The sequence below is a fragment of the Armatimonas sp. genome (assembly GCF_043760365.1).
Classification (GTDB): domain Bacteria; phylum Armatimonadota; class Armatimonadia; order Armatimonadales; family Armatimonadaceae; genus Armatimonas.
On the sequence record NZ_JAYUPA010000446.1, the window covers coordinates 1 to 4,776 of the forward strand.

Below are 4,776 nucleotides of genomic sequence, written 5' to 3' on the forward strand. Positions count from 1 at the left end.
CCGCCAAAAAGAGGCACTCACACACGAAGACGCGATCCGTGATACGGTCGTGTGGATCTTGATGTCGCCTAACTTCCTCTTCCGCCTTGATCAAGAAACGCCCCTCATGCCCGCAAAACCTGCCAAGGGGCGTATCTTGACGGCGAACCAGGCTGCTCCCTCGCCTCAGAAAACGCAGCAGCTCTCTGACTATGCCATTGCCAGCCGCCTGAGCTACTTTCTATGGTCTTCGAGTCCCGATGACGAGCTTTTAGCGCTTGCCGCAAAGGGCGAGCTTCGGAAGCCCCCCGTACTGATAGCGCAGGCCCAGCGGATGCTCAAGAGCCCCAAGACCCGTGCACTCGCCACCGAGTTCGCCGGCAACTGGCTGGACTTCCGCCGCTTTGAGGAGCACAACGCAGTAGATAAAACGCGCTTCCCCAGCTTCAACGACAACCTCCGCCAGTCCATGTTCGAGGAGCCGCTACACTTCATGCTCGACACGTTCCAGAACAATGGCTCGGTGCTGGACTGGCTCTTTGGAAAGCATACTTTTGTCAATGCCCCCTTGGCCAAGCACTACGGCATGAGCGAGATAACCGTTAAAGGAGAGGACTGGGTGCGGGTAGACAATGCGGCAAGCTATGGCCGTGGTGGGCTGCTCCCCATGGCGCTCTTTCTGACCCAGAACGCCTCGGGGCTTCGTACTAGCCCGGTCAAGCGCGGCTACTGGGTCGTGCGGCGCGTCCTAGGAGAGCAGATTCCCCCGCCCCCCGCAAAAGTCCCGGAGCTTCCCAAGGACGAGAGTGAGCTGGGGGAGAAGACCCTGCGTCAGGCACTGGAGATTCACCGTAAAAACCCCGCCTGTAGCGGCTGTCACGCACGCTTTGATTCCTACGGCCTGGTGTTTGAGAACTTCGGCCCCATCGGCGAGCGGCGCACCCAAGACGGCGGTGGAAAAGCCGTGGATAACCGCGCTCCCTTCCCCGGTGGCCAAGAGTTTGTGGGAGTCTCCGGCCTTCAGGAGTTTATTCGTCTGAAGCGCCAGCAAGATTTTGTTGGCACTTTTAGCCGAAAACTACTATCCTATGCACTAGGACGAACGCTCTTGCCCTCGGACGAGCCCCTGCTCGCCGAGATACGCAAGCGTCTGAGCACTAATAACTATCGTTTTAACACACTGGTGGAGGGGATTGTCACCAGCCCGCAGTTTCGTAACCGGCGGGTGTCACCGATCACTCCCACAAAGGACGCATAAGATCATGTCAAACGAAAACGAAGAAGCAACGACAAAAACAAAGCAAGCGCTCTCACGGCGCATTCTGCTCCGGGGTGCCGGAGTCGCGATGGCGCTACCGTGGCTGGAGTCCGCCACAGCGTGGGGCGCTCCCCTCGCTAGCAAGCAGACCACCCCCACACCTCCCAAGCGCTTTGTGGTTCAGTTCATGGGAACCGGCATCAGCCCCAATAACTGGGGAGCCAAGGGCGAGGGTGCTCAGATGGAGCTCGGCAAGTGTCTTGCGCCGCTGGAGCCCTTCAAGACCAAGCTCAATGTGATCAGTGGTCTCTTCAACAAGCCCTCCACAGGTGTGGGGATTCACCCGGGCATGACCGGCGGTATTCTCTCCGGGGCTGCGCTCACCCGAGGGGCCGTGCTCCATGGGGGCGTCAGTATGGACCAGGTGCTGGCCCAGCGCCTCGGGCAGGACACCGTTCAGCCAAGCCTAGTTCTCTCCTGCGAGAAGCCACTGACGGGCTACCATGAGTCGAACTTCTCCATGGCCTACAGCTCGTATATTTCCTGGCAAGACGCCGACTCGCCCGTCCCGAGCGAGGTCTACCCGTCACTGGCCTTCGATGGCCTCTTCGACAATAATGGTAGCCAGCGCCTGGAGAGCGTCCTGGACCGTGTCGGCTCCGAGGCCGCCAGCCTGCGCCGCAAGATTAGCCGCGAGGACCGCTCCAAGCTCGATGAGTACCTCAACAGTGTCCGCGAAGTGGAGAAACGCGCCCAGAAGCTCCGCACTGAGATGTCCAAGGCTGCCGACAATGCCCGTGGGAAAGGCAAGCCGCTGGTGGCGATGAAGCGCCCCGACGATGGTCTCCCTGAGGATCTGCGGGAGCACATGCGCCTGATGTGCGATATTGTCGCACTCGCCATTCAGACCGACAAGACCCGGATCGCCTCAATGCTCATGTGCCGCGATCTCTCGGGCCTGTTCTACCCGTTCCTCAATGTCAACGACGGCCACCATATTGCCTCGCATAGCGATAACTCCGAGGGCTACCAGCGCATTGTTCATCACTATGTCACGCAGCTGGCGTATCTGGCGGGCAAGCTAGACGCGATGCCTGAAGGCCAGGGAACCGTTCTAGACAACACCTGTATCCTATGGCTCTCCAACATGTACTCTGGCTCCTCGCACGATAACACGCACCTGCCGATCCTGACAGTGGGGGGCATGGGCGGGGCACTCGCAACGGGCCGCGTTCTGAACTACCGCGATAAAGGCGATGGGAACCGCAAGGTCTGTAGCCTGTATCTCTCGCTGATGGACCGAATGGGTGTCAAGCTAGAGCGCTTCGGCGACGCGGACACACGCCTCGCTGGAATTTAATTCCTAAAATAGTTCCGAGCCAACCGAACAAAAACCGAATAACGCAACACTCAAGAGGGAAGGACAAAGTGCGCGATGCAAGTTCCCGACCTCTGGTTGGTTCAAAAAGCAAAAAATGGAAGTGTGGCGGCGTTTGAGACGCTTCTTAGCCGCCACTCCCGCCGGGTCTACAACTTGTTGCTCCGGCTCAGCGGGAGTCACACGCTCGCCGAAGACCTGACTCAAGAAACTTTTCTGACGGCCTACCAGCGCCTGGAGGGCTGGCGCGGCGTGGGCGCTCTCTCGACCTGGCTCTGCGGGATCGCCGTCAAGCATCACTTGGCAGCGCGACGGAAAATCCACTTCACGGAAGCGCTCGATGAACACGAGGATCTTGCTGCCGATCTGTCCAGCGATCCATTGGCGCACTACACCCAGCACGAGGCAAAGCAGGCTCTAGATACGGCCATCAACACGCTCCCCACACACTACCGCGAGGTCTTTGTGCTGGTGCGCGTGCAAGAAATGCGCTACCGAGAAGTCGCTGAGCTGCTAGATATCCCTCTGGGCACCGTTCAATCTCGTTTGTCCCAGGCGACTGTTCTTCTTCAACACGCCCTCTCGCCCCGGAGCGAGAACTCCTTAAAGCCACAGAAAGGAGCCGAGCACCATGCGCTTTGAATCCAAGCTACGCCGTCTGGCTAAAAAGCTTCCCGAGAAAGACGTTCCCTCCGAGCTACACCAGTGTATTCTCTCGCAACTTCCCCCGATGCCCTCTCGACAGAAAGGTTACTTTACAATGAAAATGATACTTATTCCTGCGCTTGCCCTTGCCTTTGGTGGCGGCGGCGGCATTCTCTTTGTTCGCTCTACCCAGACGCAGCCTAATACGGCCCAGCGCACTCCAGTGCAGACAGGGCCCATCACGCTCCATGTTGTGGACGAGGTGGGGAAGCCCATCGCTGGTGCGACGGTCAACTTGTCGCGCTATGAAAAACCCGATTCCAGAACGGGTGTTGCCCCTCCCCTCAAAGTGAGTAGTATGCCCGTGGGAACGACGAATGAGAGTGGCGACCTGGAACTCCCCCCGCAAGGAATCACCAACTTCCAGGTGACAAGCCTCCACGGGCACCATCTCTATGCAATCGGTGAGATCACCGTGAGTGAGGGACAACAAGTCATCACGCTCTCTGAGCATCCGGTTCATAGCATCACCGGGCAGTTTGTGGATGAGAAAGGCAAGCCACTTGCTGGTGTACAGCCGGAGCTATACGTCGGATCGCAGCTTTTCTCAAAACTCATGACCGGCCCCGATGGCCACTTTATCGGCTGGGTGGTGCCGGGCACTGCCTACTATCTCGTCTTCCACCGCACGGGGCCTGGCAATCCTATCGAAATGAAAAGAGATCTCCGTGTTGAGAAAGGCCAGTTTCTTGACCTGGGAGTGATCACCGTCCGCTCTGGGACACCTCGGGCACAATAAACGCGGCGCTCGCCCCGATCCAGGTGGCATCGCGGTTGTGGTCGACGCCCAGCATCTTGCCGCGCCCGAGCCGCAGTAGCGCCGTCATGGCCGTGTAGTCGCTTCCGTCGCGGACAAACATAATCCGAACTTCCACTTTGGTCGGGCCTTCGGGCGTCTCGATAGTTGGGATAAAGTTCACGCGCTCCTGCAAGATCCACTGAGCCTTCTCACTCTCGGGCACGGCAGCAATATCGGCTTTTGTTGGCCCGACTTTCACCCCGAGGCCCGCAAAGGAAAAGAGCGGCTTAAGCACATAATCTTCGAGATTATCGGGAAGAGATGCCACGTCCGACAGAAACTGCGTTTTGGGGACGCTGGAATGCTTCAGAAACGGCAGGGAGAACTTGCTGATCAGAAAATACCAGTTCGGGTGCCCCGCCCACTCGATATCTAGTTCATCGCGAAAATCAAAGGGCAGTGTGATGTTCTTCCGAACCACCTCGTCCACGATCACCCGGTTGTAGAGGCGCTTGATCTGTGTGCCGTCGGGGGCGAAGAGCTGCCTGCCGCGCTTGATCACGTGCGCCACATCCAGTATCTGGATGCCGTAGTGCTGCTGTGTTAAAGTAAAGTCAGGCAGAGTCTTCTGGGCATGGGGCGCAACCTCCAAGAGAAAGACCTCTCGCGGATCGTGGCCGTTGCAGAGCGCCTGGCTCAGTGTGGCATCGTAGCTCG

4 protein-coding genes and 1 pseudogene are annotated in these 4,776 nt (G+C 58.4%); 4 read left to right on the top strand and 1 reads right to left on the bottom strand.

The features are described from left to right. The 4 genes from ACH2EH_RS10500 to ACH2EH_RS10515 all read left to right on the top strand — a co-directional run. Window positions 1-1,237, top strand: a 1,237-nt coding sequence (locus ACH2EH_RS10500; RefSeq protein ID WP_395141444.1) for a DUF1592 domain-containing protein, incomplete at its 5' end; no start/stop codon positions are given. Window positions 1,238-1,241: 4 nt separating this feature from the next. Continuing rightward, window positions 1,242-2,597 carry a DUF1552 domain-containing protein gene (locus tag ACH2EH_RS10505; RefSeq protein WP_395141446.1) on the top strand — a complete coding sequence of 452 codons (1,356 nt, stop codon included), beginning with the start codon at window positions 1,242-1,244 and terminating at the stop codon, window positions 2,595-2,597. 75 nt (window positions 2,598-2,672) lie between these two features. Beyond that, window positions 2,673-3,257 (top strand): RNA polymerase sigma factor, encoded by a 585-nt coding sequence (locus ACH2EH_RS10510; RefSeq protein WP_395141448.1) that lies wholly within the window; start codon window positions 2,673-2,675, stop codon window positions 3,255-3,257. Continuing rightward, window positions 3,247-4,059 carry a hypothetical protein gene (locus ACH2EH_RS10515; RefSeq protein ID WP_395141450.1) on the top strand — a complete coding sequence of 271 codons (813 nt, stop codon included), beginning with the start codon at window positions 3,247-3,249 and terminating at the stop codon, window positions 4,057-4,059. Before ACH2EH_RS10510 ends, ACH2EH_RS10515 begins: the two co-directional genes overlap by 11 nt. On the opposite strand, the pseudogene ACH2EH_RS10520 reads toward ACH2EH_RS10515, so the two are convergent. Next, window positions 4,025-4,776: pseudogene (locus ACH2EH_RS10520) on the bottom strand (hypothetical protein); the annotation flags it as partial. The gene ACH2EH_RS10515 and the pseudogene ACH2EH_RS10520 sit on opposite strands and share 35 nt — an antisense overlap.

Bases quoted from the DNA above. Each gene is read 5' to 3' on its own strand.
- ACH2EH_RS10505 (WP_395141446.1), top strand. From the start codon at position 1,242: ATGTCAAACGAAAACGAAGAAGCAACGACAAAAACAAAGCAAGCGCTC.
- ACH2EH_RS10510 (WP_395141448.1), top strand. From the start codon at position 2,673: ATGCAAGTTCCCGACCTCTGGTTGGTTCAAAAAGCAAAAAATGGAAGT.
- ACH2EH_RS10515 (WP_395141450.1), top strand. From the start codon at position 3,247: ATGCGCTTTGAATCCAAGCTACGCCGTCTGGCTAAAAAGCTTCCCGAG.